This is a genomic window from Clostridium thermobutyricum DSM 4928 (assembly GCF_002050515.1).
Classification (GTDB): domain Bacteria; phylum Bacillota; class Clostridia; order Clostridiales; family Clostridiaceae; genus Clostridium; species Clostridium thermobutyricum.
Genome location: NZ_LTAY01000070.1, coordinates 57235 through 83816, shown reverse-complemented (window position 1 = coordinate 83816; position 26582 = coordinate 57235). Strand labels below are relative to the sequence as shown.

Here is a 26582-nt window from a genome sequence, read left to right as displayed (position 1 = left end):
TAAAACTCCTCCTAAGCTGAACAGCTTTCACAATCACCAACTGTTAGTGATTTACTTCTCACATAATATATTGATTTAACTCCTCTTTTACAAGCTTCTATATAAAGATTCATAATTTGTCTCATAGTATAATTAGTTGTAATGTAAAGATTGAATGATTGACCTTGGTCTATATGTCTTTGTCTTACTCCATTCATTTGCACACACCAAATTTGGTCTATATTATATGCAGAATTATAATACCAATATGTTTCTTCTGAAAGTCCTGGAGCTGTTTTAGGAACTATACTTCCCTTTTTCTCTTCTAACCAGAATCTTGACATTACAGGATCAACTCCTTCTGATGTTCCAGCAAGAGTTGCTGTTGAACCATTTGGAGCAACTGCCATTAAATAGCCATTTCTCATACCATAAGATTTAATTTCTTCTCTTAGTAAATTCCATCTCTCTGACTTATAATCTCTTAACTCAAAATATTGTCCATTTTCCCAATCAGAACCTTCAAATTCTTTATATCTTCCTTTTTCTTTTGCAATTTTCATACTAGCTTTTATAGCATAATAATTTATATTTTCATAAACTTTATCTACAAAATCTTTATGTTTTTCGTCTGTAAAATGTATTCTATTATTTGCAAGCATATGGTGATATCCTGAAGTTCCAAGCCCAACTGCTCTATATCTCTTATTTGTAACTTCTGCATATGGAACTGAGTAATAATTTAAATCAATAACATTATCCATACCTCTAATTTGAGTCTCAACTACGTATTCTATCTCTTCTTCTGAAGTTACATCAATATTTCCTAAAACAACTGATGAAAGATTACAAACAACAAAATCTCCTGCTTTAGTCTTTTCAACTATTATTTTGTCCCCATTTTCATCTATAATTTCTGTTTGTTGTATATCCATAGGGCTCATATTTTGCATTATTTCAGTACAAAGATTTGATGAGTATATCATTCCTTTATGTTTATTAGGATTCATCTTATTTACCTTATCTCTATAGAAAGCAAAAGGTGTTCCAGTTTCAGCAGCACTTTTTATTATAAGTCTTACTATATCTTTAACTTTCATTACTCTTTTTTCAATTCTTTCATCCTCAACACATTCGTAATATCTCTTTTCCCACTCTTCTCCATAAAAATCTTCTAAAGAATATCCTTTTACATTTTTTATTTCATGAGGACACATCATATTCCAATCTGCATCTATATCATTTTCTGCAAGTCTCCAAAATAAATCTGGATAACAAAGTCCAGGAAATACATCATGAGCTTTTTTTCTATCATCTCCATTATTAGTTCTTATTTGTAAAAATTCTGGTAAATCTTTATGCCAAGCATCAAGCCATATTGCAACTGACCCATTTCTTACTCCAAGTTGATCAACTGCTATTGCTGTATCATTAAATAATTTTACCCAAGGTATTATTCCTCCAGATGCTCCTTTAAATCCTCTTATTGGTGAACCTAATGCTCTTATTTTACCTATATAAATCCCCATTCCTCCACCAAATTTTGAAACCTCTGAAAAGTTATCTAATGACTTATATATTCCTTTTAAACTATCATTTACTGTATCTATAAAACATGAACTTAATTGATAAAATGGCTTTCTTGCATTTGACATTGTAGGAGTAGCCATTGTTGCTTTTAATGAACTTAATACATCATAGAATCTTTTTGCCCAATAAAGTCTATTTTCTTTTTTTTCAGGTATTGCTAAGTGCATTGCAATTCCCATAAACATTTGTTGTGGTAATTCCAAAACTTCTCTATTGAAATTTTCTACTAAATATCTTCCTGATAAAAGTTTTATTCCACTATAAGTGAATAAGAAATCCCTCTCTGGCTTTATAACTTTCTCAAGCTCATTTATATCCTCTTCTGTATAATTTTCTAATATATATTTTCCATACAGTTTATTATCTACTAATTCTCTAACAAATCCATAAAAATTTTTATATAAATCTTTTGTGGAGTCTAATCCTCTATTCTTCTTTACTTCATCATAAAGTTTTTCAACATATAATCTTGCAGCTATCTTTTGCCAATTTGGCTCCATATCTGTTGTTAATTCTAATGAAACTTGTATAAGAGAATCTCTAATTTCCTCGTCCGTCATACCTTCTCTAACTATTAATTCCATCTTCTCTATTAAAACTTCTTCAGTATATGTTCCGTATTCATCTTTAATTTCTTCTACAGCTTTTTTACAAAGTTCTTTCATTGTATGCACTCAAGCCCCTTTCAACAATATATAGTATAATTATATTGCATTTTCTCCAAACCAACACAATATATTGACTAATATATTATAGTTTTAATATTTTATTATGTAAAATTTTAAAACTATCACTATAGACTTAAATATCTAAATTTTATGCTTTAATCTTTAAATATCTCTCTTTTTTAATAATTCTTCTTCTTTGACAATTTAATTTTTCTAATAAAATTTATTTTAAAAACTTCTCTGTTAATTCTTAAAAAAATAACTTTCTTTTCTTATTAAAATTAAAATAATTACATAAATAAGTTTATTTTTTATAAATCATAAAAAGGACCTTACTAAATTTTTTAGTAAAGTCCTCTTCTAAAACTATTTTAATTTTTCTTCCCATTCAGTTTCTTTAAAACCTACTAAAACAGAACTTTCTGTTACTACTATAGGTCTTTTTACCATCATTCCATCTGATGCTAATATATCTAAAAGCTCATCTTCTGATAAAGTTTTAACTTTATCTTTCATTCCTTGTTCTCTATAAAGGACCCCACTTGTATTGAAGAATTTTTTTATTTCTAAACCACTCTTATCTAGCCATCCTTTTAATTCTTCTTTACTTGGATTATTTTCCTTTATATCTCTATCTTCAAAATCTATACCATTTTCAGTTAACCACTTTTTAGCTCTCTTACATGTTGTACATTTTGGATATTCAATAAATAAAACCTTCATTACTTCTCCTCCTTTTTTAGTTTTTTTGCAACTCTTTCTTCGTTTATCTTATTTATAAACTCATCTGTTTCATCTGCAAAAGGTAAGAATACATAAATTTTAAATAAATCTCCATCTCTCTTTATTCTTGTTGTTCCATTATGAAGGTCTACTATACTTTTTGTTATAGCAAGACCAAGCCCTGAACCTTCTATAGTAGATGTTCTTGATTTATCAGCTCTTGCAAATCTTTCAAACATTTCATTTTCATCAAAATCCATTTCATAATTTGCAACATTTTTAAATGATATTAAGACACCATTATCTTCTTTTATTATAGATGCATAAACTCTAGTACCTTCAAGAGAATACTTTAATGAATTTATTACTATATTTTCTATAACTCTTGATATCATAATTCCATCAAGATCCATTATTATTTCATCTTCTTTGCATTCAACTTTAAATTCTATATGTTTTTCTTCATAAAGTGATGAATACTCTCCTATAACTTGATATATAAGGGCTGTTATATCTATTTTTACCTTATCTAATACTATTTTTCCTGAATTTATTTTAGAAACTTCAAAAAGGTCTTCTATAAGTCTTTTTAACTTACTAGATTTTCTTTCTAATATTTTTAGATATTCTTCCCTCTCTTCAGGAGAAATCCTTTTATCTTGAAGTATATTTACATAATTTATAATTGAAGTTAAAGGTGTCTTTAAATCATGAGATACATTAGATATAAGTTCTGTCTTTAATTTTTCGTTATATAAAGCTTCTTCAACAGCTATGTTATATCCATCTTTCATCTTATTTATATTCCTTATAAGCTCCTTTATCTCAACTCCACCAACTTCTCTAACAGAATGTTCGAAGTTACCATCATTTATTATTTTTAGTGAATCCTTAACCATTCCAATTTCTATGTTTCTTTTTACAGAATACATAACTCCTATCATTGGCATTAAAACTAATAATATACTTCCTTTAAAAGGATACGCAGTAAAAAACTTAGCTATTATGTTATTTTGTATTCCACCTATTGCCAATAGATATAAATAAACTATATAGAATATTATACTTGCAATTATGCTAGTAATTAATGTTCTTCTAGGTCCTGTATATTTAAATGCATATTTAAATATATAGAACATATCCCCAACAAAATTTCCGCTAATTTCAATTTTTCCTTTTGAATTTGTAAATACAACTATTAATTTTATTAATAATATAATATTTACTGCTAAACTAATTCCAAAGAATATTAAATCATCAATTGCATCATCAACATTTGCTGCAAAAGTTGATTGTGGAGTATAATAAACCTCTTCAAATTGCTTTAATACTTTTGTTGAATATGTTACTAATCCTTCTTGAACACTTTTATTATATAAATTCACATTGTTACAACTATATATAACAACTTTTTGTCCTCTGTATTTTTCACTGATTGCATCATACATTTCTTTTTCACTTAATTTATCTGTACCTTGTAAGAATGGATCATTTGAAAAAATTCTTCCATTAGATTTATCTCTAATTACAAAGAATATATTATTTGGGACTGTTTGAATATTATTTCCACTAGTTCCTGTAACATTAGAATTCGGATCTGTATTTGTATAAAAATTATCGCTATAAAGCATTGCTCTCATTGATTCTATTTGTATATTAGAATCTGTTAATAACTTACTTAAACTATCAGTTTTATTGTAAATATCTTGACTAATTATTTTTACATCATTTTTAAGCGAACTTTCATAAAAACTATTTCTATTGACAATTGCATTTATAGCTCCTGTACCATCCTGTGTTGATGGACTTCCTATGTAATTTATAACTATCTCTACATTAACTACTGATAAAATAATAAGTAATAATATTTCTACTAGCCATAATGTTTTAAAATACCTTTTTACGCTATTTTTCAATTTTGTATCCAATTCCCCATACCACCTTTATATACTCTGGTTCTTTGGTATTTATTTCTATCTTCTCTCTAATTCTTCTTATATGAACTGTAACTGTATTTTCACTTTTATAAAATGGCTCTTCCCAAACCTTTTCATATATCTCTTTTATTGAAAAAACTCTTCCAAGATTTGAAGCTAATAAAACTAGAATTTTATATTCTGTTGCTGTAACTTTAATCTCTTCATCTCTTACAGTAATTTTTTTAGCAACTGTATCTATTTCTAAATCTCTTACTTTTATAAAGTCTTTACTATCTATTGATAAAGGACTCTCATATCTTCTAAGTTGAGATTTAACTCTTGCAACTAATTCTAAATGATTAAATGGTTTTGTTATATAATCATCTGCACCAACATTTAATCCTAAAATTTTATCTGAATCCTCACCTTTGGCTGATAACATAATTATTGGTATGTTATGATTTTCTCTAATTCTTTGACAAGTTTCTATACCATCCATTTTAGGCATCATTATGTCTAAAATAACTAGATGTATATTTTTTTCTTCGATTATATCTAAAGCTTCTAGTCCATTACTTGCATTATAGACTTGTAGCTTTTCACCTCTTAGGTAAATATTTATAGCATCTCTTATTTCTTTTTCATCATCAACAACTAATATATTAAACATATTATCATCTCCCTCCTTATTTATCTTAACTTAATTTTTTTAAAATTAATATCTAGTTTTGTTACAAAATTCTTAACTATTAATCTTATTTTTATAAATTTTTTATTTATAATGTTATTTAGAATTTATTTGAGTTTCTATATTAATTTTATTGTTGTTACTTTTATCTTGCTTATTAGTCTTATAAAAATTAAAAAGTATTCCTAATACTATTATCACTAAAATAATTAAAATTATTTTCTTTATTCTAGGATTTCCAGGTAAATTAAATCTAAACATTTTATCCTCCATATAATACTAGTTTTTCTTTATTAATTTTAACATGATTATTCATTTAATTCATATCATTTAATAAAACTTGGGAGTTTTATATCATTAATCCTATGTATCAATAAAATTTAACTAAATATCGTCAGATTTAGCCATTTTTAAAGTTTAACTTTAATTTACTTTTTCTATATAATTAACTTTGAATTATATGTACATAATAGGAGATTTTTATGAAAACAATATTAAAAAGCAAGACATTCATCTTAGATGTTATTTTTATATTTTTAGGATGTCTAATTGCTTCATTAGGGGTAAATTTATTTTTGACACATGCTAAATTACTTAGTGGAGGAGCTACTGGAATAGCCTTAATAATTCAATATTTATCTAATGTTCCAGCAGGTATTGTAGTATTTTTACTTAATGTTCCATTATTTATTGTTAGTTTTAAAAAACTAAGTCCATCCTTTACTTTATATTCAGGTATAGGAATGCTTTCATTATCTGCTGCACTTATAATAACAAAACCATTATCTAATGTTATTAGAGTAAATGATGTTTTACTTTATTGTCTATATGGTGGTGCATTATGTGGTGCTGGTTATGGAATTGTTTTTTTAAGAAATGGTTCTACTGGTGGAACAGATATAATAACTATGTTAATTAGAAAAAAATATTCAAATTTTGAAATTGGAAAATTAGGATTTATTTTAAATTGTATAATTGTAATTATAGGTGCTGTAATATTTGGTCTTCCAAAAGCCCTATACACTTTACTCTCAATATTCGTACAAGGATTAGTTTTAGATAAAGTTCTAAAAGGACTTAACAGTAAAAAACTGTTACTTATATTGACTGATAAGGACGACGAAATTATAGATTATGTTCTTAAAGATTTAAATAGAGGTGTAACTTCACTTCCTGCTGAAGGTGAATACACTCATAAAAAGAAAAAAATGCTATATTGTATAGTTACAACTAGAGAAATGTTAAACCTTAAAAATAAGATATATGCCGTAGATGAACGTGCTTTTATAACAATTATGGATATATCAGAAGTTAAAGGAAAAGGGTTTAGAAATATATAAATAAAAATGATGAAAAAGTAAATTTACTTTTTCATCATTTTTTTATTTTAAAGAACTTAAATATTCTTTTCTTCCTATTTCATATAAATTATTTCCCTCTGAATCAATAACAACAGTTAATGGCATATCTTTTATTTCTAATCTTCTAATTGCTTCTGCTCCTAAATCTTCATAAGCAACTATATCACATTTAGTTATACTTCTAGCTATAAGAGCTGCTGCTCCACCTATAGCTCCAAAATAAACTGCTGTATTCTTTATCATAGAACATATTACATCTTTATTTCTTTTTCCTTTTCCAATCATTCCTTTAAGACCTAAATCTAATAATCTTGGAGAATATGCATCCATTCTATAACTTGTAGTTGGCCCTGCTGAACCAATTGCATATCCTGGTTTAGTTGGAGAAGGTCCTACAAAATATATTATTGAATCTTTTATATCTATTGGCAATTCCTTTCCTTCATCTAAAAGTTCAACTAATCTTTTATGTGCTGCATCTCTTGCTGTATATATAACCCCACTTAATAATATAGAATCCCCTACTTTTAAATCTTTAACTTTTTCATCAGTTAAAGGTGTACTTATTCTCTTTATCATAATATTCCCTCCTATATTATACAATCCTTATGTCTTGTTGCATGACAATTTATATTAACTGCTACAGGCAATCCTGCTATATGAGTAGGATATACCTCTATATTTATTCCAATAGCTGTAGTTAATCCACCAAATCCTTGTGGACCTATTCCTAGATCATTTATTTTTTCTAGTAATTCTTTTTCTAAATTTGCATAAAACTCATTTTTATTTTCTTCATTTACTGGTCTTAAAAGAGCTTTCTTAGCTAAATAAGCTGCTTTATCAAAAGTTCCTCCTATTCCTACACCCACAACCATTGGAGGACATGGATTAGGTCCTGCCTCTTCTACAACTTTTAATATGAAATCTTTAACCCCTTCTAACCCATCAGAAGGTTTTAACATAGCTAATTTACTCATATTCTCTGAACCAAATCCTTTTGGTGCAACTGTTATTTTAACTCTATCACCTGGAACTATATCATAATATATCATAGCAGGTGTATTATCATTTGTATTAATTCTATTTATAGGGTCTTTAACTACAGATTTTCTCAAATATCCTTTTTCATATCCCTCTCTAACTCCAGAATTTATTGCTTCTTCTAAATTTCCGTCTATTAAATGAACATCTTGTCCTATTTCTAAAAATACACAAGCAACCCCAGTATCCTGACATATTGGAAGCTGCTCTTCTTTTGCTATCTTTGCATTTTCTATTATATTTCCTAAAATATCTTTACCTATTTCACTTTTTTCATTATTTTTAAAGTGTATAAGAGAATCTTTTATATCATCTCCCAAAAAATAATTTGCATCTATACATAAATCTCTTATTTTATCCTTAATTAAATTAACACTTATCTCTCTCATTTAATTCACTCCTTATATGTTATAACTATAGTTTAGTAACTTTATCCTATTTTTACAAGTATTTAATCTTTTATGCAAATTAAAAAGAGTTTAAATTTAATCTCTATAATTAAACTCAAACTCTTAAATAATTATTTACTTACCTTAAAATATTCATCTATTCCTTTTATAATTGCTTCTACTAATTTATTTTGATAATCTTGATTTTGTAAATTCTTTTCTTCTTTATAATTTGAAATAAATCCACACTCTAATATTATATTGGCTTCTTTATTTCCATCTCTTAAAATTTTAAAAGCTTTTTTCGCATCTTTAGGTACTCTTTCATTTTTATTTTGTAAATTTTCTTTAATTGAAGATTGAATTTTTTCAGCTAACAATTTACTTTTGTCATTACTTGCATGCCATATTTGTGAACCCCAACAGCTTTCTTGCCCAAATTTATTTTGGTGAATAGAAATAAATACATCACTCTTTACTTCATCTTTCTTTTTACATCTTAACTCTAAATCATCTTTCTTTTTAGGAGCTAATTCCATATCACTTTCTCGTGTCAAAAATGATTTATATCCTCTTTCCTCTAATTTCTTTTTTAATTTAAGTGATATTTGTAAATTTATATCTTTTTCTTGAACTCCACTATTAGAACGAGCTCCTCCATCACTTCCTCCATGTCCTGGATCAATTAAAATTACTTTTTGTAAATTAGTATCTTCATTCTTTTCAAAATTAATTTCATTTGCAAATACTTTAATACCTAATGCTAAAGAAATAGTCAATACCAATATAAATATTTTTCCTTTAAAATTATTCATATATTCCTCCTATAACTTTTAATATACTTATTATGTGAAGATATATATTTTTTAATTCAAAAAAGACATATTGACTTTTAGCCAATATGTCTTAAATTTACTATATTCTATACTGCATTATTTTCAATAACACTCTCAGCAATATTTGTAGCATGATCACCTATTCTTTCAAAGTTACTTATAGCATCTAGGAATATTGCTCCAGCATATGCATTACATTTTCCATCATATAATCTTTTTATATGTTTATCTCTATAGCTTCTTTGTGCTTTATTTATTTTATCCTCTATAGGTAATATTGTTGTTGCTTTCTTTACATCTCTATTTTCATAACTATCTATTGATATTTGAAGAGCTGTATTAGTATAATCATATATTTCCTTTAAATCTTGAATCGCATCTTCGCTATATTCAATTTTATCATCTATCTTTTGAGCAGCTAACTCAACTAAATTTTTAGCATGATCACCTATTCTCTCTATATCATTTACTATATGGAATGTTGATGCTACTATACCTTTTTCTTTATCTGATAATTGACATTTAGAAAGTTTAACTAAGTAACTAGTTATTGATTCTTCTAAAACATTTATTATTTGTTCATTTTCATGAACTTTTTTAATTAAATCAGAATCTTCTCTAATAAAAGCATTCATTGAAATTTGTAAATTATCTTTAGCTTTATTAGCCATTCTAATAGTTTCTTTTATAACTTGTCCAGCTGCAATAACTGGAGTTTCTAATAATCTATCATCTATATATTTAGGACCTATTTTTTCTATCTCATCTTCTCCAGGAACTAATTTATTAACTGCAATTATCAAGTAATTTCTAAGTGGTAACATAACTAAAGTATTTACAATATTGAATACAGTATGTGAATTTGCAATTTGTCTTTCAACATCTCCAGGACTCATTTTTGTAACTAACATTCCTAAAATGCTTAAGAAAGGTAAGAATATTATTGTACCACCAACATTGAATATTAAATGTAATAATGCTGCTTTATGAGCTGTTTTATTAGTTCCTACTGTAGCTATCATAGCTGTAATACATGTCCCAATATTACATCCAAATAATATTGGAAGTGCCATTCCTATATTAAGTACACCTGAACCTGCAAGAGCTATTAAAATACCAGTTGTAGCTGATGAACTTTGTAAAATAGCTGTAATTGCTGCTCCTGATATAACTCCTATCCACCAATGCTCTGAAACTTGTGCTAAAATTTGAGCAAATACTGGTGATGAAGCTAAAGGTTTAACGGCTCCACTCATAATTCCCATTCCCATGAATAAGATACCGAATCCTAACACTATGTTTCCAATCTCTTTTCTTTTTTTAGCTTTTGCAAACATTACTAATGCTGTTCCAGCAAAAACAAATATAGGTGCAATAGTATCTAATTTAAATGCAACTAATTGAGCAGTAATAGTTGTCCCAATATTAGCTCCCATTATAATTCCTACTGCTTGTGAAAGATTCATTAATCCTGCATTAACAAACCCAACAACCATTACTGTAGTTGCACTACTACTTTGTACAACCGCTGTTACCGCTGCTCCGACTAATACTGCAACTATAGGATTAGAAGTTACTTTTTCAAGTATCTTTTTTAATCCTTCTCCTGCCGCATTTTCAAGACCATCTCCCATTAATTTCATTCCATAGATGAATAATCCTAATCCACCCATTAAAGTTATTATTGTCATAATTGTAGAATTCACAAATATCTCCTCCAAGATTATATTCCTATTTATTAAAACAATCATTTCTTGTTCATTTAATATACTTAGATTGTACATTATTTATTAACTTTTGTTAATAATTTAGGAATATTTTTAACTTAGATTTAACATAAGAATACTTTATTTTACATTTTTAGATTTATATTCTTGAAAAAATAAGTTTTTTAGAATTTTACATAATAAATATTATACTTATTTATTAACCATTAATTTATATAATCCTAAAACTCATAAAAAAAGAGCATATATAATATGCTCTCTTTTTCTTGAGTCCAACAAATTATCTTTTTGAGAATTGTGGAGCTCTTCTTGCTTTTTTAAGACCGTATTTCTTTCTTTCAACCATTCTTGGGTCTCTTGTTAAGAATCCAGCTTTCTTTAATTCTGATTTTAAAGCTTCGTCTGATTTAACTAACGCTCTAGCTATTCCGTGTCTGATAGCTCCAGCTTGACCTGTGAATCCACCACCGTGAACGTTAACTAATACGTCAAATTTTTCTTTAGTTCCAGTTAAAACTAATGGTTGGTTAACTATAACTCTTAAAGTTTCTAAACCAAAATAATTTTCACTGTCTCTTTTATTTATAACTACTTTACCATTTCCAGGTACTAGTCTTACTCTTGCAACTGATTTTTTTCTTCTACCAGTTCCCATGTATTGAACTTTTGCCATTATAACTCCTCCTCCCGAGCGTCTTTCAAATTAGTATTTTAACTCAAGTACTTCTGGTTTTTGAGCTGCATGATTGTGCTCTTCACCTCTGTACACATTTAGTTTCTTTAACATTTTTCTTCCTAAAACACCGCTTGGAAGCATTCTTCTTACAGCTTCTTCAAAAGCGAATTCAGGTTTCTTTTCTAATACTTCTCTGTATGGAGTTTCTTTTAATCCACCAGCATATAAGCTGTGTTTTCTTAACATTTTTTGATCTAACTTCTTACCAGTTAAAACAACTTTTTCTGCGTTGATAACTATTACGAAATCTCCACAGTCAACATTTGGTGTAAATGTTGGTTTATTTTTTCCTCTTAGTATTGAAGCAACTTGGCTAGCAACTCTTCCTAGTGGCTTACCAGCAGCGTCAATAACATACCAATTTCTTTGAACGTCTTGTGCTTTTGCAATGTATGATTTCATCTTCATTTCCCTCCCTGAACTTACATTGTGTGCTTTACTTTTTAAAGTTCCGCATTTATGTCAAGATCCAGGTTTATTGGATCTCTAATACATAAATATTCTAACAAACATACATTATTATAATACACGCTTACGGGCGTGTCAATAAATTTCTATTATTTTTTTTAATTAATAATAAACTTTTTCTAATATTAATCCATTTGGCGGAACACAGTACCCTGCATCTTCTCTATTACAACTATTTATAGCCTTTTTAACAGTTTCAATGCTACGTTTATTTTGGCCAACTTCAATTAAAGTTCCTACTATTATTCTTACCATATTATATAAAAAACCATCAGCTGTTACATAAATTTTTATAAAATCATCTTCTTTTTCTATATGTAAATCACTTATAGTTCTCACAGATGTCTTTACAGAGCTTCCTACCGTCTTAAAAGCTGAAAAATCATGCTTTCCAATAAACATCTTACAACATTTATTCATAAGCTCCAAATCTAATTTTTCTCTTACATGATGACTATAATTTTTATAAAGAGCTACTTTCTCATATCTATTAATAATAGTATAACAATATGTTTTCCCTTTACTTAAATATCTAGCATGAAACTCTAAATCTACCTCTTCTGATTTTATTATAGCTATATCATCAGGCAACTTTGTATTTATAGCCTCTCTAAACTTTTCTGCAGGTATTCTAGAATCAGTAAAAAAGTTAGCAACCATTCCTTTTGCATGCACACCTGAATCTGTTCTAGAACTTCCTGTAATAGAAACTTCAGCCTTAAGTATTTTACTTAAGGCTTTCTCAATAGTTTCTTGTATAGTTTTTGCATTATTTTGCTTCTGCCATCCTGAGTAAAGTGTACCATCATATTCAATAGTTAACTTTATATTTCTCATTATATAAACCTCACACCTATACTTATTGCAAATAAAATTATAAATATTATAGTGGCTATAATATCTTTATTAGTAAACATAAGCTTCTTCATTCTAGTTCTTCCACTTCCACCCCTATAACATCTTGATTCCATTGCCATAGCAAGTTCATCAGCACGTCTAAACGAACTTATGAAAAGTGGAATCAATAAAGGCACGAGGCTTTTTGCTTTCTTTATAATACCTCCTGTATCAAAATCAGCTCCTCTTGCTTTTTGTGCTTTCATTATTTTATCAGTTTCATCTATTAATGTAGGAATAAATCTAAGAGCTATCGTCATCATCATGGCAAGCTCATGTGATAATTCCTTTCCTATTGGTCTTAATAAGTATTCCATACCATCAGTTAATTCTATTGGTGATGTTGTTAAAGTTAAAAGAGATGTACCTGCAACTAAGAAAATTAATCTTAATGCCATAAAACCAGCTGTTACAAGTCCTTCTTTATATATACTTATAAACTTAAAATGAAATAATAAACTATTTGGAGTACCTTTTATCATAAAAATATTAAGAACTGATGTCAAAATTACCAAAAATATAACTGGTTTAAGTCCTTTTAATATAAAATTAATCGGTACTTTTGAATTTATTATTATAGCTGCTAAAAAAGCTACAACAAAGATATATCCAACAAATTTATTTATAACAAATAATACTGCAATAAATAATATTGATATTATTATTTTAGTTCTTGGGTCTAATTTATGGACAAAACTCTCTCCAGGAATATATTGTCCTATTGTTATATCCTTTATCACAAATCTTTCTCCCCTCTAAGCATTATTTTCTCCAAAAATTCTAATTAGTTCTTCTTTACATTGCTCTATAGTATAAACATCCTCTCTTATAGGATATCCTTTATCTCTAAGCTTTTTAGCTAAATAAGTAACCTGTGGAACTCCAAGTCCAATAGCTTCTAAAGTATCTATCTCTTTAAAAACTTCTCCTGGTGTACCTTGAAGAGCAACTCGCCCTTTATTCATAACTATTATTCGTTCAGCTATTCTGCCTACATCTTCCATACTATGACTAACTAGTATTATAGTCATTCCATATTGCTTATGCAGTATTTGTATTTGATTTAATATATCATCTCTACCTTTAGGATCTAATCCTGCAGTAGGTTCATCTAATATAAGTGTTTTTGGTTCCATAGCAATAACTCCTGCTATTGCCACCCTTCTTTTTTGTCCACCACTTAAATCAAAAGGTGATTTATCTTTATAAGTATCATAATCTAAACCAACCATTTCCATAGATTTCTTTACTCTTTTAAAGATTTCTTCTTCACTAAGCCCTAAATTTCTTGGTCCATATTGAATATCTTTTTCTATAGTTTCTTCAAATAATTGATATTCAGGATATTGAAATACAAGCCCAACTTTTTTTCTAACATCGGAAAGTTTAGTGCCTTTTGCCGTTATATCCTCTCCATCAATTATTATTTTTCCTTCAGTTGCTTCTAAAAGTCCATTCATATGTTGTATAAGAGTAGACTTTCCTGAGCCAGTATGACCTATTAGAGTTATAAACTCTCCAGTCTTAATATCAAGATTTACATCTTCTAGAGCAGTTTTTTCAAAAGGACTTCCTGGCATATAAACATGTTTTAAATTTTCTATTTTAATTGACATAACGCATCCACCATTTCATCTACATTTAAAATTTCTTTATCTAAATTAAAACCTTTTTTATTAAGTTCATATACAATTTCAGTTACTTGTGGTACATCTAATCCTAAACTTTTCATCTTTTCAACATTTGAAAATACTTGTTTAGGCTTTCCTTCTAATACTACACTCCCACCATCTATAACAACAACTCTATCTGCTTGTGCTGCCTCATCCATATAATGTGTTATAAGAATAACAGTAATCCCATGTTCTTTATTTATTTCCTTTATATTTTCAAGTACTTCTCTTCTTCCTGAAGGATCTAACATAGCTGTTGGTTCATCAAAAATTATGCATTCCGGCTGCATAGCTAATATACCCGCTATTGCTACCCTTTGCTTTTGTCCTCCTGACAAAAGATGCGGAGCATGTCTTTTATACTCACTCATTCCGACCTTTTCTAAACTTTCATCTACACGTTTTCTAATCTCTTTAGGATCTATTCCTAAATTCTCTGGTCCAAATGCAACATCCTCTTCAACAATAGTTGCAACCATTTGGTTATCTGGATTTTGAAAAACCATTCCTGCTTTAGATCTAACAGTCCAAATATTTTCCTCATTTTTAGTTTCTAATCCATCAACATAAATAGTACCCGAAGATGGAATAAGCAATGCATTCATATGTTTAGCAACAGTTGATTTTCCCGAACCATTATGTCCTAAAACAACTAAAAATTCTCCTTTTTTAACTGTTAAATCTATATCTTTAATAGCATACTTTTCAACTACTCCATTTTCTTCATCTGTTGTGTATTTAAAAGATAGCTTTTCACATTTAATCATATCTTCTCTAGACATAAATACCTCCAACTAAATTCAATTTAAATTATAAATATATATTAATTTTAATTGATTAAAAATTAAATTTTATTAATGAATTATTTAAGTTAATCTATATACAAATCAATCATAAATAATATCACTAATAAAATTTAACATTATTTTATTTCAAGTATATAAATAATAATTTATTTCTTAATCACATTATATACTAAAATCTAGCTATTTAAAATTTTTCGAATATTCTTTAATTATTTTTTCATATAAAAAAGGGGGATTAAGTAAAAACTTAATCCCCTTTCTGAAATAATTATACTAATTCAAGTATAACTACTTCAGCTCCGTCTCCTCTTCTAGGACCTTTTTTAATGATTCTAGTATATCCACCGTTTCTTTCAGTGTATTGTGGAGCTATTTTATCAAATAAATTTTTAACTACTAATTCTTCTTGAACAAAAGCTAAAACTTGTCTTCTAGCGTGAAGATCTCCTCTCTTAGCAAGAGTTATCATCTTTTCTGCTATACGTCTAGTTTCTTTTGCTCTAGTTTCAGTTGTTTCAATCTTACCATACTTTAAAAAACTAGTTACAAGACCTCTTAACATAGCTCTTCTTTGATCAGTAGGAAGACCTAACTTACGTTGTTGTGCCATGGATTTACCTCCTTACTCGTCGCTTAATTTTAAACTTAACCCTAATTCTTTAAGTTTCTTTTCAACTTCTTCTAAGGATTTCTTTCCTAGATTTCTAACTTTCATCATATCATCCATAGATCTCTGAGCAAGTTCTTGAACTGTATTAATTCCAGCTCTCTTTAAACAGTTATATGATCTAACTGATAAATCAAGTTCTTCTACAGTCATTTCTAGTACTTTTTCCTTCTTATCTTCTTCTTTTTCTATCATTATCTCAACATCATTAGTGTTGTCAGTTAATGACATGAACAGTTTGAAATGTTCTATTAAAATTTTAGCTGACAAACTTATAGCCTCATCAATTTTAACAGTTCCATCTGTCCAGATTTCTAAAGTTAACTTATCGTAATCAGTAATTTGACCTACTCTAGTATTTTCAACTTTAAAGTTAACTCTTTTTACTGGTGTATATATAGAATCTACAGCGATAGCTGAGATTGGTAATTCATCACTCTTATTTTTATTTTGAGTAACATATCCTCTACCTCTATTAACAGTAAGCTCCATATAAAGTCTTCCATCATTGTCTAAAGTTGCAATATGTAAGTCTTTATTAACAACTTCAACATCTCCGTCAGTTTTTATATCTGCTCCTGTAACAACACCTGGCCCTTTTGCATCTATATAAATAGTTTTTGGACCTTCACCATTCATTCTTAAAGCTAAAGCTTTGATGTTAAGAATTATTTCAGTAACATCTTCTTTAACTCCTTGGATAGTAGAGAACTCATGAAGTACTCCATCAATTTTAACTGAAGTAACTGCTGCACCTGGTAAAGATGATAATAATATTCTTCTAAGAGCATTCCCTAGAGTTATCCCATATCCTCTTTCAAGTGGTTCAACACAGTACTTACCATAAGTACCATCTTCACTTGCTTCTACACATTCAATTATTGGCTTTTCGATTTCTAACATACGAACCCTCCTTTATTTTAAAATGGCAACCTTATTTGAGGGCAACTGATTCATATCTGCTTAAAACAAATACTTCAATTATTTGCTATATAACTCAACGATAAGAGTTTCATTAACTGGTACGTCAATGTCTTCTCTTTCTGGCATAGCAACTACTTTGCCTTCGTAGTTTTCAACGTTAGCTTCTAACCATTTTGGTAAAGTCTTTGGATTTTCAACAAAAGTTTTGAACTTTTCGCTTCCTCTGCTCTTTTCGCAAACAGTAATTATGTCATTTACAGCTACTTTGTATGAAGCTATATCAACTTTTTTACCATTTACTAAGAAATGTCCGTGGTTAACTAATTGTCTTGCTTCACTTCTTGAAGCTCCGTAACCTAATCTATATACAACGTTATCTAATCTTAATTCTAATAACTTTAATAGGTTTTCCCCAGTGATACCTTTCATGTGTTCAGCTTTTTCATAGTATGATCTGAATTGACCTTCTAGTACACCGTATATTCTTCTAGCTTTTTGCTTTTCTCTTAGTTGTACACCGTAGTTAGATAATTTCTTTCTAGCTGCTCCGTGTTGTCCTGGTGCATAACTTCTTCTAACAACAGCACATTTATCTGTATAACATCTATCCCCTTTAAGGAATAATTTCATACCTTCTCTTCTACATAATCTACATGTAGCTCCAGTATATCTTGCCATTTAATTACACCTCCTATTTTGAATCGATACTAGACTCTTCTTCTTTTTGGTGGTCTACATCCATTGTGTGGAATTGGAGTAACGTCTTTTATTAATGTTACTTCTAATCCTGCTGCTTGTAATGATCTGATAGCTGCTTCTCTTCCAGCTCCAGGTCCTTTAACATAAACCTCTATGCTCTTTAATCCGTGTTCCATTGCTATTTTAGCTGCAGTTTCTGCTGCCATTTGAGCTGCAAATGGAGTGCTTTTTCTTGATCCTTTGAAGCCTAGAGCTCCAGCACTTGACCATGATAATGCATTTCCAGCTGCATCTGTTAAAGTAACTATTGAGTTATTGAATGTTGACTTTATGTGTGCAGCACCGTGCTCAACATTTTTTCTTTCTTTTCTTCTTCTAGTCTTTTTAACCTTTGCCATTGCCTTCCCTCCTTAACTATTTCTTCTTATTTGCGATAGTCTTCTTAGGACCTTTTCTTGTTCTCGCATTAGTCTTAGTTTTTTGTCCTCTTAATGGAAGACCTTTTCTATGTCTAATTCCTCTATAACAACCAATTTCAACTAATCTCTTGATATTTAGAGCAACTTCTCTTCTTAAGTCACCTTCAATAGTAAGTTCCTTAATGTAAGTTCTTAAAGCATTAACTTCGTCTTCTGTTAAGTCTTTAACTCTTGTATCAGGATTGATTCCTGTTGTTGCTAATATCTTATGTGAAGTAGGTAACCCAATTCCGTAAATGTAAGTTAAACCTATTTCAACTCTTTTTTCTCTTGGTAGGTCAATACCTGCTATTCTTGCCATTAAAATTTACACCTCCTGGTAATTGAAATGCCTATTATCTATATGATAATTTTAAAAATATATATAATAAAATTTTAGGCCAATAGTGAGAATTTGTTCCCCTATTGTCAGCCGCCCTAAAATCTAATTATTGAATTAAATGCCTATATAATCATATTTGACTTTTAATAAAAAGTCAACTAATTTTAAATACTTAAACTGTATTTTTTGCCTAATACTCTATATTAGCCTTGTTTTTGCTTGTGCTTAGGATTTTCACAGATAACCATTACTCTTCCTTTTCTTTTTATTACTTTGCACTTTTCGCAAATAGGCTTAACTGATGGTCTTACTTTCATCGCTAACCCTCCTTGTAGTATTGCATAGGATCCTATCCTATCTTATTTTGCTCTCCAAGTAATTCTACCTTTAGTTAAATCATATGGTGAAAGTTCTACAGTAACTTTATCACCTGGTAAAATTCTTATAAAGTTCATTCTTAATTTTCCTGATATATGTGCTAGAATTTTATGCCCACTTTCAAGTTCAACTTGAAACGTTGCATTTGGTAGTGATTCTAAAACCACACCTTGCATTTCTATAACATCATCTTTTGACATAAGGTAATCAACCCTCCTTAACAATGTATCTTAATTTTAGAAACCTCTTAATCTTTAAGTCAGCATTTTTCTTATTATCTATAATGGTAGTCTTAAGTTCATCATCTATATCATCTATAAAAGATAAATGCTTAATATTTTTCTTTTTTGGATTGCTCACAGTTTTATTCTTTCCGTTTGCTAGTAATAAATTCTGGGCTTTATCAGAATCTACTACTATATAGAAATGATCTTTATCTCTACCAGATAAAGAAAGTACCACTTTCCCAATCAAGTCATTGTTTTGCAAATTATTCACCTCGATGATTACCTTAGATATAAACAGCATAACTCTATGCAAATTTATAACTAAGCAACACTTGTTTTTAAATTAGTGTTAGTATTTCGGGTCCATCTGATAATATTGCAACTGTATTTTCGTAATGTGCTGATAGGCTTCCATCACTTGTTACAACTGTCCAACCATCTTTGAGAGTCTTATTTCTAAATGATCCAACATTTATCATTGGTTCTATAGCTAAAACCATACCCTCTCTTAAAATTGGACCTTTACCTGGATTACCGAAATTAGGTACTTCAGGATCTTCATGTAGATCTCTGCCTATCCCGTGCCCTACAAAATTTCTAACCACTGAAAAATTATATTTTTCAGCATAACTCTGTATTGCATGTGATACATCTGACAATCTATTTCCTACTCTAGCGTATTTCACACCTTCAAAGAAAGATTGCTTTGTAACCTCAATAAGTTTTAAAGCTTCTTCGGTTACTTCCCCAACTGGAAATGTCCTAGCCGCATCGCTATGAAACCCATCTAAGTAAGCTCCACAATCAATACTTACAATATCTCCATTTTTGAGGATATATTCTCCTGGTATTCCATGAATAATTTCATTATTTACAGAAATACATAGTGCTGCTGGAAATCCGTACAATCCTTTAAAGGAAGGTTTGGCTCCTTGCTTAGTTATGAACTCATCTGCTAACCTATTTAATTCTGCAGTGCTTATACCAGGCTTAATATTTTTCTCTAATAGTAGAAGCGTTTTACCTACTACTATTCCTGCAGCTCTCATTTTAGAAATTTCAGATTCATTCTTTCTGAATATCATCTTATTCTCCTAAAACTTTGCAGATACTTTCAAAAACTGAATTAATAGCTTGAGTTCCATCAACAGTTGAAAGTAAATTTTTGTCTTTATAAAAATCAATTAGTGGTTGTGTTTGTCTTTCATATACATCAAGCCTTTCTTTTACAGTATCTACTGTATCATCTTTTCTTTGTATAACATCACTTCCACAAACATCACATTTTCCTTCTACCGCTGTTGGGTTAAATTTAATGTGATAACTTGCTCCACATGATGGACAAACTCTTCTACCTGTCATTCTTTCAAGTATAAACTCACTAGGTACTTCAATACATAAAGCTGTATCTAGTTTTTCATTTCTACTATCTAAGAATTCTTGTAAAGCTTCAGCTTGAGCAACTGTTCTTGGAAATCCATCTAGTAGATATCCTTTTTTACAGTCATCATGTTGAAGTCTATCCTTTACCATGTCTATAGTAACGGAATCTGGAACTAACTGCCCATTATCAATATATTTCTTTGCCTCTACCCCTAATGGAGTGTTTTCAGAAATATTCTTTCTGAAAATATCTCCAGTTGAAATGTGAGGTATTGAATATCTATTACTAATTGATTTTGCCTGTGTTCCCTTACCTGCTCCAGGAGGACCTAATAATATAATCTTCACTGGCATCATCTCCATTATTAATTCTTATTTAAGGAATCCTTTGTAATGTCTCATCACTAATTGAGACTCAAGTCTTCTCATAAAGTCTAATGCAACACTTACTACAATTAGAAGTGCTGTTCCTCCAAATTGAACACCTTTCAGTGAACTATAATTTGAAATCAATATAGGTGTTACAGCTAATATAGCTGCAAATATACCACCAATAACTGACACTCTATTTAAAACTTTTTCAAAGTATTCTGTTGTAGGTTCACCAGGTCTTATTCCTGGAATAAATCCAGCAGATTTATGCAGATTTTCTGACATCTCATCTGGCTTAAACGTAACCTGAGTATAGAACCATGTAAAGAAGATTGTTAATATAGCATAAACAACTGGATACATCCAAGTTTGAGTATTAAATATACTCATGCTATTACTTCTTATCCAGATAGACCATGACTTATCTGGGAAAAATCCAGCTATAGTTGGTGGAAATTGCATAACAGACATTGCAAATATGATCGCAATAACCGCAGAACCAACAATACTTAAAGGTATGTGAGTTGATTGAGCTTTTGTCATCTTATTTCCAACAGCTTTTCCTGCATATTGAACAGGAATTCTTCTCTCTGCTAGAGAGAAATATATTACTACAGCTAATGCCACAAGAGCAAAAACTATAAATAATACAACTTCAACTATGCTAATTTCATTTTGGCTTTTTAGCATTAAGATTGAGTTTAATTCCATAGGTAATCTAGAAATAATATTTATGAAAATCAATATTGAAATACCATTTCCAAAACCTTTTACTGTTATCTGATCACCTAACCACATACAAAAAGTTGACCCAACAATTAATGCAAGTATGACAATAATAATTTGTTCTGTTTTCATACCTGCTGTTGCTCCCGGAACTCTTGATATAGTCATAAACATCCCAATTGCAAGAATTACTGATATAATCATAGATACATATCTAGTTATATTTTGTATCTTTTTTCTTCCTTCTTCCCCTTCTTTTGAAAGTTGCTCAAGAGAAGGTATAGCAATTGTTAACAACTGCATTATGATAGATGCATTGATGTATGGCATTACTCCCAATGCAAAAATACTAAATCTACTGAAGGCTCCTCCAGATATTAAATCGTAGAAGCCAACTAGACTACCAGATTGAGCCATTTGCTTTAAATATTCTGTGCTAATCCCAGGAACAGGAATATGACTTCCTATCCTGAAAATTGCTACTAAAAATATTGTCCAGTAAAATCTTTTTCTCAACTCTGGAACTTTCCAGGCATTACGTAGGGTTGATAGCATTATTATTTCACCTCAACTTTTCCTCCAGCTGCTTCGATCTTCTCTTTAGCAGATTTTGAGAAATTACATCCTACAAGAGTTATACTCTTATCTAAATTTCCGTTACCAAGAATTTTAACTCCATCCATAACTTTTGATATTACTCTTCTCTCAAGTAATAATTCTGGAGTAACTTCTGTTCCGTTTTCAAAAACATTTAATCTATCAACGTTTATGCTAACGATTTTCTTAGCAAAGATGTTAGTGAATCCTCTCTTAGGAAGTCTTCTGTATAAAGGCATTTGACCTCCTTCGAATCCTGGTCTAACTCCACCGCCTGATCTAGCGTTTTGTCCTTTTTCACCTTTACCAGCATTTCTTCCTAACCCTGAACCAGTACCTCTACCAACTCTCTTAGGAGCTTTTCTGCTACCAGCAGCAGGTTTTAATTCATGAAGTTTCATACTAAGTGCACCTCCTCTTATATTTCTTCTACTTTTACTAAGTAGTTTATCTTATTGATCATACCATTTATTTGAGGAGTTCCCTCATGCTCTACTGTTTTACCGATCTTTTTAAGTCCTAGGGCATTAGCAGTAGCAATATGGTCTTTCTTTCTACCGATTAAGCTTTTAACTAATGTAACTCTTAATTTAGCCATTGCAATTTCCCCCTAACCTAATATTTCCTCAACAGATTTTCCTCTTAATTTAGCAATTTCTTCTGCTGTTCTTAAGTTAGCTAATCCGCTGATTGTTGCTTTTACCATGTTATTTGGATTATTTGAACCTAATGATTTAGCTCTAACATCTTTTAATCCTGCTAATTCAAGTACGATTCTTGCTGGCCCACCAGCGATAACTCCTGTACCTTCTTTAGCTGGCATTATTAGAACATCACTTGTTCCAAATTTACCATGTATTTCGTGAGGAATAGTGTTTTCAACTATTGCAACTGAAACTAAATTTTTCTTAGCATCTTCTATTCCTTTTTTGATTGCTTCAGGTATTTCGATAGATTTACCCATACCAACTCCAACGTGTCCGTTTTCGTCTCCAACAACAACTAGTGCTGCGAATCTGAAGTTTCTACCACCTTTAACAACCTTAGTAACTCTATTTATATTAACAACCTTTTCTTTAAGGTCTAGTGTACTAGGATCGATTCTCATTGATTTCCCTCCTTGTTTTATTAGAATTTAAGTCCTGCTTCTCTTGCGCCTTCAGCTAATGCTTGAACTCTACCATGGTATACATATCCACCTCTGTCGAATACTACCTCAGTTAATCCTTTTTCAATTGCTTTTTTAGCAACTAATTCACCTACTAATTTAGCGCCTTCTTTATTTCCACCTTTAGCAGAGAAATCTTTTTCTAAGCTTGAAGCTGAAACTAAAGTTATAGCATTTATATCATCAATAATTTGTGCATATATGTTTTTCTCACTTCTATATACTGAAAGTCTTGGTCTTTCAGGAGTACCGAAAACTTTCTTACGTACTCTAAGGTGACGTCTTAGTCTTTTTGATTTTCTGTCTACCTTCTTGAACATAAAAATCACTCCTTTCTTTTATTACTTACCAGTTTTACCTTCTTTACGTCTGATCACTTCGTCTTCGTATCTAATTCCTTTACCTTTGTATGGTTCAGGTTTTCTCCATGATCTGATTTTTGCAGCTGCTTCACCAACTCTTTGCTTGTTGATTCCTTTTACAACTACTTTAGTAGCTTCTGGTATTTCGAATTCTACGCCTTCGATTGCTTCTATTTCAACTGGATGTGAATATCCAAGGTTCATTACAAGTTTGCTTCCTTGTTTTTGAGCTCTATATCCAACACCATTTAATATTAATGTTTTTTGGAATCCTTTTTCAACTCCAATTATCATGTTGTTTATTAAAGCTCTAGTTAATCCATGAAGAGCTCTGTGCTCTTTAACATCGCTATGTCTAGTAACAACTACTTCGTTGTTTTCAACTGCTATATTAATGTCTTTGTGCATAGCTTCAACTAGCTCACCTTTTGGCCCTTTTACTGTAACAACGTTATCTGGTGTTACAGTAACAGTTACGCCAGCAGGTATAGCTATTGGTAATCTACCTACTCTTGACATAATTGCACCTCCTGTATTTTATATATCTATATAAATTTAACTTAATCTCTAAAATTTAGTACTACCAAACGTAGCAAAGAACTTCTCCACCTACTTGGTTCTTTCTAGCTTCTCTATCAACCATTATTCCTTTTGAAGTTGATATAACAGCTATTCCTAAACCATTAAGTACTTTAGGAGTTTCATCTTTTTTGCAGTAAACTCTTAATCCTGGTTTTGATATTCTCTTAAGACCAGTGATTACTTTTTCACCGTTAGCTCCATATTTAAGAGCTATTCTTAACATTGGAACTACACCATCGTTATATTCATCGATTTCTTTGATGTATCCTTCTTGTAATAATATATTTGCAACGGCCTTCTTTACGTTTGAAGAAGGTACCTCAACTATTTCGTGTTTAACAGCATTTGCATTTCTTATACGAGTTAGCAAATCTGCTATTGGATCTGTCATAACCATTTATTGTGCCTCCTTTCGCTATATCTTCAGTATTACCAACTTGCTTTTTTACAACCAGGGATTTGACCTTTGTATGCAAGTTCTCTAAAGCAGATACGGCAAATACCAAATTTCTTTAATACAGAGTGTGGTCTTCCACATATTCTGCATCTAGTATAAGCTCTAGTCTTATACTTAGGTTCTCTGTTCCATTTCTCTATCATTGCTTTACGTGCCATAAGTTTCCCTCCTTATTATTGAGCAAATGGCATTCCAAGGAATCTTAATAATTCTCTTGCTTCTTCGTCAGTCTTAGCTGAAGTAACGAAGATTATATCCATTCCTCTTACTTTATCGATTTTATCATACTCAATTTCTGGGAATATTAATTGCTCTTTAATTCCTAGAGAATAGTTTCCTCTACCATCAAATGACTTACTTGAAACTCCTCTAAAGTCTCTAACTCTTGGTAAAGCAATTGACATTAATTTATCAGCAAATTCATACATATTTGCTTTTCTTAATGTAACTTTACATCCTAATGCCATGTTTTCTCTTATTTTAAAGTTAGCAACTGATTTTTTAGCTCTAGTTAATATTGGCTTTTGACCAGCTATTAAAGTTAAGTCAGATACAGCTGATTCTAAAACTTTTTGGTTTTCTCTAGCTTCTCCAACTCCCATATTAATTACTATCTTCTCAAGTCTTGGAACTTCCATTATGTTTTTATAACCGAACTTTTCCATCATTGCTTGAATTATTTCTTTTTCATACTTTTCTTGAAGTCTTGTCATATCGATGCCCTCCTTTCAGATTCTAGAATGTTTCTCCGCACTTTTTGCACACTCTAACTTTAGCTCCATCTTCTAAGATTTTGTTGCTAATTCTAGTAGTGTTTTTGCATTTTGTACAATATAACATAACTTTTGAGCTGTTTATAGCAGCTTCTTTTTCTATAATAGCACTTTCAGCTTGAGTTCTAGTTGCTTTTTGGTGCTTCTTTACTATATTAACTCCTTGAACTAGTACTTTGCCAGTTTTTGGATATACTTTTAAAACTTCACCTGTTTTACCTTTATCTTTTCCTGATATAACCATAACTGTGTCGTTCTTTTTAACGTGTATTTTCAAATCAGCCACCTCCTCTTATAGAACTTCTGGTGCTAATGATAAAATTTTGTTAAATTCTTTATCTCTTAGCTCTCTTGCAACAGGTCCGAAGATACGAGTTCCTCTTGGTTGCTTATCATCTTTTATTATAACAGCAGCATTTTCATCAAATTTAACGTATGAACCGTCTGCTCTTTTCATTCCTTTTACTGATCTAACGATAACAGCTTTAACTACGTCACCTTTTTTAACAACTCCGCCTGGTGTTGCACTTTTAACGCTAGCAACGATTATATCTCCAATGTTACCATACTTTCTTTTAGAACCACCTAAAACTCTGATACACATGATTTCTTTAGCACCTGAGTTATCAGCAACTTTAAGTCTAGTTTGTTGTTGTATCATTGAATTACCCTCCTTTCAGTCCTAAAGCTATTATTTAGCTTTTTCAACTATCTCAACAAGTCTCCATCTTTTATCTTTTGATAATGGTCTTGTTTCCATAATTAATACTCTATCATTAATTCCTGCTTCATTATTTTCATCATGAGCTTTGAACTTAGTAGTTACGTTAACAGTTTTTCCATATAGTGGATGTCTAACTTTAGTTTCTATTGCAACTACAATAGTTTTATCCATTTTATCAGAAACAACTCTTCCGATTCTCTTTTTTCTTAAACCTCTTTCCATTAGGGCATACCTCCTT

The 26582-nt window shown here is 30.0% G+C and carries 38 protein-coding genes; 1 reads left to right on the top strand and 37 read right to left on the bottom strand.

Annotation, left to right across the window (positions count from 1 at the left end; all coding sequences use genetic code 11):
- Positions 1–11: 11 nt before the first annotated feature.
- From CLTHE_RS12900 to CLTHE_RS16790, 5 genes are all read right to left on the bottom strand, one after another.
- A complete protein-coding gene (locus CLTHE_RS12900) occupies positions 12–2234 on the bottom strand; it encodes a ribonucleoside-diphosphate reductase subunit alpha (protein ID WP_080023862.1) in 2223 nt (740 codons plus the stop codon).
- A 369-nt stretch (positions 2235–2603) separates the two neighbouring features.
- Positions 2604–2960 (bottom strand): arsenate reductase family protein, encoded by a 357-nt coding sequence (locus tag CLTHE_RS12895; protein ID WP_080023808.1) that lies wholly within the window; start codon positions 2958–2960, stop codon positions 2604–2606.
- Positions 2960–4888: a sensor histidine kinase gene (locus tag CLTHE_RS16555; RefSeq protein WP_143324080.1), complete on the bottom strand. Its 1929-nt coding sequence runs from the start codon at positions 4886–4888 to the stop codon at positions 2960–2962. Before CLTHE_RS16555 ends, CLTHE_RS12895 begins: the two co-directional genes overlap by 1 nt.
- The gene (locus tag CLTHE_RS12885) at positions 4866–5549 is read right to left on the bottom strand and encodes a response regulator transcription factor (RefSeq protein ID WP_002598860.1); all 684 of its coding nucleotides are present in this window, start codon (positions 5547–5549) and stop codon (positions 4866–4868) included. Before CLTHE_RS12885 ends, CLTHE_RS16555 begins: the two co-directional genes overlap by 23 nt.
- A 114-nt stretch (positions 5550–5663) precedes the next feature.
- On the bottom strand, positions 5664–5828 hold the full coding sequence (locus CLTHE_RS16790; RefSeq protein WP_158082735.1) for a hypothetical protein: 165 nt from the start codon (positions 5826–5828) through the stop codon (positions 5664–5666).
- A gap of 221 nt (positions 5829–6049) precedes the next feature.
- On the opposite strand from CLTHE_RS16790, the gene CLTHE_RS12880 reads away from it, so the two are divergent.
- Positions 6050–6907 carry a YitT family protein gene (locus CLTHE_RS12880; protein WP_002598862.1) on the top strand — a complete coding sequence of 286 codons (858 nt, stop codon included), beginning with the start codon at positions 6050–6052 and terminating at the stop codon, positions 6905–6907.
- 42 nt (positions 6908–6949) lie between these two features.
- Here the strand turns inward: CLTHE_RS12880 and CLTHE_RS12875 are convergent, their stop codons facing one another.
- The 32 genes from CLTHE_RS12875 to rpsQ form a co-directional block, all read right to left on the bottom strand.
- Positions 6950–7507, bottom strand: coding sequence for a Fe-S-containing hydro-lyase (locus CLTHE_RS12875; protein ID WP_080023807.1), 558 nt, complete (start codon positions 7505–7507; stop codon positions 6950–6952).
- 11 nt (positions 7508–7518) lie between these two features.
- Positions 7519–8361 carry a fumarate hydratase gene (locus CLTHE_RS12870; RefSeq protein ID WP_080023806.1) on the bottom strand — a complete coding sequence of 281 codons (843 nt, stop codon included), beginning with the start codon at positions 8359–8361 and terminating at the stop codon, positions 7519–7521.
- 131 nt (positions 8362–8492) lie between these two features.
- Entirely contained in the window at positions 8493–9176 is a 684-nt protein-coding gene (locus CLTHE_RS12865; protein WP_080023805.1) for an N-acetylmuramoyl-L-alanine amidase, read from the bottom strand.
- A gap of 107 nt (positions 9177–9283) precedes the next feature.
- Positions 9284–10903, bottom strand: coding sequence for a Na/Pi cotransporter family protein (locus CLTHE_RS12860; protein ID WP_423237266.1), 1620 nt, complete (start codon positions 10901–10903; stop codon positions 9284–9286).
- A gap of 301 nt (positions 10904–11204) precedes the next feature.
- Positions 11205–11597 (bottom strand): 30S ribosomal protein S9, encoded by a 393-nt coding sequence (gene rpsI / locus CLTHE_RS12855; protein WP_002598867.1) that lies wholly within the window; start codon positions 11595–11597, stop codon positions 11205–11207.
- Between the two features lie 30 nt (positions 11598–11627).
- Complete coding sequence (gene rplM / locus CLTHE_RS12850; protein ID WP_002598868.1) at positions 11628–12062, bottom strand: 50S ribosomal protein L13; 435 nt, start codon at positions 12060–12062, stop codon at positions 11628–11630.
- A gap of 168 nt (positions 12063–12230) precedes the next feature.
- Complete coding sequence (truA, locus tag CLTHE_RS12845) at positions 12231–12965, bottom strand: tRNA pseudouridine(38-40) synthase TruA (protein ID WP_080023804.1); 735 nt, start codon at positions 12963–12965, stop codon at positions 12231–12233.
- Positions 12965–13765: an energy-coupling factor transporter transmembrane component T family protein gene (locus CLTHE_RS12840; protein ID WP_080023803.1), complete on the bottom strand. Its 801-nt coding sequence runs from the start codon at positions 13763–13765 to the stop codon at positions 12965–12967. The genes truA and CLTHE_RS12840 overlap by 1 nt, the downstream gene beginning before the upstream one ends.
- 15 nt (positions 13766–13780) lie before the next feature.
- A complete protein-coding gene (locus tag CLTHE_RS12835) occupies positions 13781–14641 on the bottom strand; it encodes an energy-coupling factor transporter ATPase (RefSeq protein WP_080023802.1) in 861 nt (286 codons plus the stop codon).
- Positions 14626–15480 (bottom strand): energy-coupling factor transporter ATPase, encoded by an 855-nt coding sequence (locus CLTHE_RS12830; protein ID WP_080023801.1) that lies wholly within the window; start codon positions 15478–15480, stop codon positions 14626–14628. The genes CLTHE_RS12835 and CLTHE_RS12830 overlap by 16 nt, the downstream gene beginning before the upstream one ends.
- Before the next feature lie 292 nt (positions 15481–15772).
- Positions 15773–16114, bottom strand: a complete 342-nt coding sequence (rplQ, locus tag CLTHE_RS12825) for a 50S ribosomal protein L17 (RefSeq protein WP_002598873.1) — start codon at positions 16112–16114, stop codon at positions 15773–15775.
- Between the two features lie 12 nt (positions 16115–16126).
- Positions 16127–17074 carry a DNA-directed RNA polymerase subunit alpha gene (locus CLTHE_RS12820; RefSeq protein WP_002598874.1) on the bottom strand — a complete coding sequence of 316 codons (948 nt, stop codon included), beginning with the start codon at positions 17072–17074 and terminating at the stop codon, positions 16127–16129.
- A 78-nt stretch (positions 17075–17152) separates the two neighbouring features.
- The gene (rpsD, locus tag CLTHE_RS12815) at positions 17153–17773 is read right to left on the bottom strand and encodes a 30S ribosomal protein S4 (protein WP_002598875.1); all 621 of its coding nucleotides are present in this window, start codon (positions 17771–17773) and stop codon (positions 17153–17155) included.
- Between the two features lie 29 nt (positions 17774–17802).
- Positions 17803–18192 carry a 30S ribosomal protein S11 gene (gene rpsK, locus CLTHE_RS12810; RefSeq protein ID WP_002598876.1) on the bottom strand — a complete coding sequence of 130 codons (390 nt, stop codon included), beginning with the start codon at positions 18190–18192 and terminating at the stop codon, positions 17803–17805.
- A gap of 16 nt (positions 18193–18208) precedes the next feature.
- Positions 18209–18574, bottom strand: coding sequence for a 30S ribosomal protein S13 (rpsM, locus tag CLTHE_RS12805; protein WP_002598877.1), 366 nt, complete (start codon positions 18572–18574; stop codon positions 18209–18211).
- A gap of 224 nt (positions 18575–18798) precedes the next feature.
- Complete coding sequence (gene rpmJ / locus CLTHE_RS12800) at positions 18799–18912, bottom strand: 50S ribosomal protein L36 (protein WP_003373491.1); 114 nt, start codon at positions 18910–18912, stop codon at positions 18799–18801.
- A gap of 42 nt (positions 18913–18954) precedes the next feature.
- Positions 18955–19173, bottom strand: a complete 219-nt coding sequence (infA, locus tag CLTHE_RS12795; RefSeq protein ID WP_002598878.1) for a translation initiation factor IF-1 — start codon at positions 19171–19173, stop codon at positions 18955–18957.
- A gap of 7 nt (positions 19174–19180) precedes the next feature.
- A complete protein-coding gene (locus CLTHE_RS12790; protein WP_080023800.1) occupies positions 19181–19462 on the bottom strand; it encodes a KOW domain-containing RNA-binding protein in 282 nt (93 codons plus the stop codon).
- Positions 19463–19538: 76 nt separating this feature from the next.
- Positions 19539–20285 carry a type I methionyl aminopeptidase gene (gene map / locus CLTHE_RS12785; RefSeq protein WP_002598880.1) on the bottom strand — a complete coding sequence of 249 codons (747 nt, stop codon included), beginning with the start codon at positions 20283–20285 and terminating at the stop codon, positions 19539–19541.
- 1 nt (position 20286) lies between these two features.
- The gene (locus tag CLTHE_RS12780) at positions 20287–20931 is read right to left on the bottom strand and encodes an adenylate kinase (protein WP_080023799.1); all 645 of its coding nucleotides are present in this window, start codon (positions 20929–20931) and stop codon (positions 20287–20289) included.
- A gap of 24 nt (positions 20932–20955) precedes the next feature.
- Complete coding sequence (gene secY, locus CLTHE_RS12775) at positions 20956–22236, bottom strand: preprotein translocase subunit SecY (RefSeq protein WP_002598882.1); 1281 nt, start codon at positions 22234–22236, stop codon at positions 20956–20958.
- Between the two features lie 2 nt (positions 22237–22238).
- A complete protein-coding gene (gene rplO, locus CLTHE_RS12770; RefSeq protein WP_002598883.1) occupies positions 22239–22679 on the bottom strand; it encodes a 50S ribosomal protein L15 in 441 nt (146 codons plus the stop codon).
- Between the two features lie 17 nt (positions 22680–22696).
- Positions 22697–22876, bottom strand: a complete 180-nt coding sequence (gene rpmD / locus CLTHE_RS12765) for a 50S ribosomal protein L30 (protein ID WP_002598884.1) — start codon at positions 22874–22876, stop codon at positions 22697–22699.
- 12 nt (positions 22877–22888) lie between these two features.
- Positions 22889–23386, bottom strand: coding sequence for a 30S ribosomal protein S5 (gene rpsE / locus CLTHE_RS12760; protein WP_002598885.1), 498 nt, complete (start codon positions 23384–23386; stop codon positions 22889–22891).
- 20 nt (positions 23387–23406) lie between these two features.
- Positions 23407–23766, bottom strand: a complete 360-nt coding sequence (rplR, locus tag CLTHE_RS12755) for a 50S ribosomal protein L18 (protein WP_002598886.1) — start codon at positions 23764–23766, stop codon at positions 23407–23409.
- A 21-nt stretch (positions 23767–23787) separates the two neighbouring features.
- The gene (rplF, locus tag CLTHE_RS12750) at positions 23788–24327 is read right to left on the bottom strand and encodes a 50S ribosomal protein L6 (RefSeq protein ID WP_002598887.1); all 540 of its coding nucleotides are present in this window, start codon (positions 24325–24327) and stop codon (positions 23788–23790) included.
- A 61-nt stretch (positions 24328–24388) separates the two neighbouring features.
- Complete coding sequence (gene rpsH / locus CLTHE_RS12745; RefSeq protein ID WP_002598888.1) at positions 24389–24787, bottom strand: 30S ribosomal protein S8; 399 nt, start codon at positions 24785–24787, stop codon at positions 24389–24391.
- A gap of 32 nt (positions 24788–24819) precedes the next feature.
- A complete protein-coding gene (locus CLTHE_RS12740; protein ID WP_002598889.1) occupies positions 24820–25005 on the bottom strand; it encodes a type Z 30S ribosomal protein S14 in 186 nt (61 codons plus the stop codon).
- Between the two features lie 15 nt (positions 25006–25020).
- On the bottom strand, positions 25021–25560 hold the full coding sequence (rplE, locus tag CLTHE_RS12735) for a 50S ribosomal protein L5 (RefSeq protein WP_002598890.1): 540 nt from the start codon (positions 25558–25560) through the stop codon (positions 25021–25023).
- A 22-nt stretch (positions 25561–25582) separates the two neighbouring features.
- Entirely contained in the window at positions 25583–25897 is a 315-nt protein-coding gene (gene rplX, locus CLTHE_RS12730; protein ID WP_002598891.1) for a 50S ribosomal protein L24, read from the bottom strand.
- 15 nt (positions 25898–25912) lie between these two features.
- Positions 25913–26281 carry a 50S ribosomal protein L14 gene (rplN, locus tag CLTHE_RS12725; protein WP_002598892.1) on the bottom strand — a complete coding sequence of 123 codons (369 nt, stop codon included), beginning with the start codon at positions 26279–26281 and terminating at the stop codon, positions 25913–25915.
- 30 nt (positions 26282–26311) lie between these two features.
- Positions 26312–26566: a 30S ribosomal protein S17 gene (rpsQ, locus tag CLTHE_RS12720; protein ID WP_002598893.1), complete on the bottom strand. Its 255-nt coding sequence runs from the start codon at positions 26564–26566 to the stop codon at positions 26312–26314.
- Positions 26567–26582: the final 16 nt, after the last annotated feature.

Excerpts from the sequence above, each read along its gene's own strand:
- CLTHE_RS12900 (WP_080023862.1), bottom strand. The coding sequence starts at position 2,234 with ATGAAAGAACTTTGTAAAAAAGCTGTAGAAGAAATTAAAGATGAATAC.
- CLTHE_RS12895 (WP_080023808.1), bottom strand. The coding sequence starts at position 2,960 with ATGAAGGTTTTATTTATTGAATATCCAAAATGTACAACATGTAAGAGA.
- CLTHE_RS12885 (WP_002598860.1), bottom strand. The coding sequence starts at position 5,549 with ATGTTTAATATATTAGTTGTTGATGATGAAAAAGAAATAAGAGATGCT.
- CLTHE_RS16790 (WP_158082735.1), bottom strand. The coding sequence starts at position 5,828 with ATGTTTAGATTTAATTTACCTGGAAATCCTAGAATAAAGAAAATAATT.
- CLTHE_RS12880 (WP_002598862.1), top strand. The coding sequence starts at position 6,050 with ATGAAAACAATATTAAAAAGCAAGACATTCATCTTAGATGTTATTTTT.
- CLTHE_RS12875 (WP_080023807.1), bottom strand. The coding sequence starts at position 7,507 with ATGATAAAGAGAATAAGTACACCTTTAACTGATGAAAAAGTTAAAGAT.
- CLTHE_RS12870 (WP_080023806.1), bottom strand. The coding sequence starts at position 8,361 with ATGAGAGAGATAAGTGTTAATTTAATTAAGGATAAAATAAGAGATTTA.
- CLTHE_RS12865 (WP_080023805.1), bottom strand. The coding sequence starts at position 9,176 with ATGAATAATTTTAAAGGAAAAATATTTATATTGGTATTGACTATTTCT.
- rpsI (WP_002598867.1), bottom strand. The coding sequence starts at position 11,597 with ATGGCAAAAGTTCAATACATGGGAACTGGTAGAAGAAAAAAATCAGTT.
- rplM (WP_002598868.1), bottom strand. The coding sequence starts at position 12,062 with ATGAAATCATACATTGCAAAAGCACAAGACGTTCAAAGAAATTGGTAT.
- truA (WP_080023804.1), bottom strand. The coding sequence starts at position 12,965 with ATGAGAAATATAAAGTTAACTATTGAATATGATGGTACACTTTACTCA.
- CLTHE_RS12835 (WP_080023802.1), bottom strand. The coding sequence starts at position 14,641 with ATGTCAATTAAAATAGAAAATTTAAAACATGTTTATATGCCAGGAAGT.
- CLTHE_RS12830 (WP_080023801.1), bottom strand. The coding sequence starts at position 15,480 with ATGTCTAGAGAAGATATGATTAAATGTGAAAAGCTATCTTTTAAATAC.
- rplQ (WP_002598873.1), bottom strand. The coding sequence starts at position 16,114 with ATGGCACAACAACGTAAGTTAGGTCTTCCTACTGATCAAAGAAGAGCT.
- CLTHE_RS12820 (WP_002598874.1), bottom strand. The coding sequence starts at position 17,074 with ATGTTAGAAATCGAAAAGCCAATAATTGAATGTGTAGAAGCAAGTGAA.
- rpsD (WP_002598875.1), bottom strand. The coding sequence starts at position 17,773 with ATGGCAAGATATACTGGAGCTACATGTAGATTATGTAGAAGAGAAGGT.
- rpsK (WP_002598876.1), bottom strand. The coding sequence starts at position 18,192 with ATGGCAAAGGTTAAAAAGACTAGAAGAAGAAAAGAAAGAAAAAATGTT.
- rpsM (WP_002598877.1), bottom strand. The coding sequence starts at position 18,574 with ATGGCAAGAATAGCAGGTATTGACCTACCAAGAGAAAAAAGAGTTGAA.
- rpmJ (WP_003373491.1), bottom strand. The coding sequence starts at position 18,912 with ATGAAAGTAAGACCATCAGTTAAGCCTATTTGCGAAAAGTGCAAAGTA.
- infA (WP_002598878.1), bottom strand. The coding sequence starts at position 19,173 with ATGTCAAAAGATGATGTTATAGAAATGCAAGGTGTGGTTTTAGAATCA.
- map (WP_002598880.1), bottom strand. The coding sequence starts at position 20,285 with ATGATATTCAGAAAGAATGAATCTGAAATTTCTAAAATGAGAGCTGCA.
- secY (WP_002598882.1), bottom strand. The coding sequence starts at position 22,236 with ATGCTATCAACCCTACGTAATGCCTGGAAAGTTCCAGAGTTGAGAAAA.
- rplO (WP_002598883.1), bottom strand. The coding sequence starts at position 22,679 with ATGAAACTTCATGAATTAAAACCTGCTGCTGGTAGCAGAAAAGCTCCT.
- rpmD (WP_002598884.1), bottom strand. The coding sequence starts at position 22,876 with ATGGCTAAATTAAGAGTTACATTAGTTAAAAGCTTAATCGGTAGAAAG.
- rpsE (WP_002598885.1), bottom strand. The coding sequence starts at position 23,386 with ATGAGAATCGATCCTAGTACACTAGACCTTAAAGAAAAGGTTGTTAAT.
- rplR (WP_002598886.1), bottom strand. The coding sequence starts at position 23,766 with ATGTTCAAGAAGGTAGACAGAAAATCAAAAAGACTAAGACGTCACCTT.
- rplF (WP_002598887.1), bottom strand. The coding sequence starts at position 24,327 with ATGTCAAGAGTAGGTAGATTACCAATAGCTATACCTGCTGGCGTAACT.
- rpsH (WP_002598888.1), bottom strand. The coding sequence starts at position 24,787 with ATGGTTATGACAGATCCAATAGCAGATTTGCTAACTCGTATAAGAAAT.
- CLTHE_RS12740 (WP_002598889.1), bottom strand. The coding sequence starts at position 25,005 with ATGGCACGTAAAGCAATGATAGAGAAATGGAACAGAGAACCTAAGTAT.
- rplE (WP_002598890.1), bottom strand. The coding sequence starts at position 25,560 with ATGACAAGACTTCAAGAAAAGTATGAAAAAGAAATAATTCAAGCAATG.
- rplN (WP_002598892.1), bottom strand. The coding sequence starts at position 26,281 with ATGATACAACAACAAACTAGACTTAAAGTTGCTGATAACTCAGGTGCT.
- rpsQ (WP_002598893.1), bottom strand. The coding sequence starts at position 26,566 with ATGGAAAGAGGTTTAAGAAAAAAGAGAATCGGAAGAGTTGTTTCTGAT.